The organism is Neisseria sp. HMSC064E01, assembly GCF_001808875.1.
Classification (GTDB): domain Bacteria; phylum Pseudomonadota; class Gammaproteobacteria; order Burkholderiales; family Neisseriaceae; genus Neisseria; species Neisseria sicca_A.
Genome location: NZ_KV794933.1, coordinates 47,995 through 49,251, shown reverse-complemented (window position 1 = coordinate 49,251; position 1,257 = coordinate 47,995). Strand labels below are relative to the sequence as shown.

Sequence of the window (1,257 nt, the reverse complement as noted above, 5' to 3'; positions counted from 1 at the left end):
GTACTGGTTTAAAGTTAATCCACTATACAAAAGGTTAATGAAATTCGGGTACAATGGGGAAGCGTTTTCAGATGGCTGCTATTGGATGGGTAGGTCGTCTGAAAACTAAGCATCCATCCATGAATGTTCTTTTATTCAGAAGAACAGTTTTGAAAAGTCATCAAGATGAATTTCCCCCGTATTAGCGAAAGAACATTTGCCGGCCTATCATTGGCTGGCAGTATCATTATTATCATCACGACTTCGATATGGTTTAGTGAGGCAATGCCCGATCGCTTCGAGTTTACATTGATTGCCGGTGTGTTGATGCTTGGCTCGGCGAATCTGGTTTATGTCTTGTTTTCCCATCGTTTGCGACCTGCTACTGTGGCGGGCAGCGTGTGGATAACAACCATACTTTGGTTGTTGTTTATGATGGCGGTAGACAGTGCTGACAGTCATAATGACCCTTACTCCCCCAATTACGATCATCACGGATCAGCTTTTTTGTGGCTAGGGTTGCCTGTATTTTATGTTGGTTCGCTGATTGCTTCCATTATCGCCACCGCAGCCCGCCCCAAGCTGCTCTCTTTAGAAAAATCCTCACTTCAAGCATTTTGGGCGTCCATGCGCTGGTCTTTTATAGGCACTACCGGTTTGCTTTGGATTTTTTACCCAATCGCAATTTTGGTTATTTTGGGTATCGTTCTGTTGATTAACCGGCTGGTTGATTTTATCGATTCATCAACCGCATTCAAACGTCTGGAAGACCATACTTCCGACCATTCCAATCTTTCATCCGATTCGTAATGAGCCATACAGAGGTCTGCTATTTGACGGATAGGTCGTCTGAAAACCAATCATCCGTATATGAATGTCCTTTGATTCAAGAGAACAGTTTTGAAAAGACGTAAAGATGAATTTCCCCAGTATTAGCGAAAAAAAATTTGCCGGCCTTTCATTGGTAGGCAGTATCGTTATTATCATCACGACTTCGATATGGTTCGACCAGGTAGGTCCTGAAGATTTTGACAACACATTGATTGCCGGTATGTTGATGCTTGGCTCGGCGAATCTGGTTTATGCCCTGTTTTACCGGCGTTTGCGTCCCGCTACGTTGGCGGGCAGCTTGTGGGCGACAGCCATCGTTTGGGTTTGGTATATGATAGAGGTACTCGATGAGCTCGCTTACATTCGGCACGGTTCAGGTGATTTGTGGTTTGTGTTGCCTTTATTCTATGGCATCTCGCTGATTGCTTCCATTATCGCCACCGCAGC

At 44.7% G+C, this 1,257-nt stretch carries 1 protein-coding gene and 1 pseudogene; both read left to right on the top strand.

The genetic code is table 11. The features are described from left to right. The first annotated feature begins 165 nt into the window (after nucleotides 1-165). Complete coding sequence (locus HMPREF2572_RS06225; protein WP_070496925.1) at nucleotides 166-789, top strand: hypothetical protein; 624 nt, start codon at nucleotides 166-168, stop codon at nucleotides 787-789. A gap of 106 nt (nucleotides 790-895) precedes the next feature. Continuing rightward, a pseudogene (locus HMPREF2572_RS06220) lies at nucleotides 896-1,257 on the top strand (hypothetical protein); the annotation flags it as partial.

What these genes read in the sequence shown, in the direction of transcription:
- HMPREF2572_RS06225 (WP_070496925.1), top strand. Translation starts at nt 166, where the DNA reads ATGAATTTCCCCCGTATTAGCGAAAGAACATTTGCCGGCCTATCATTG.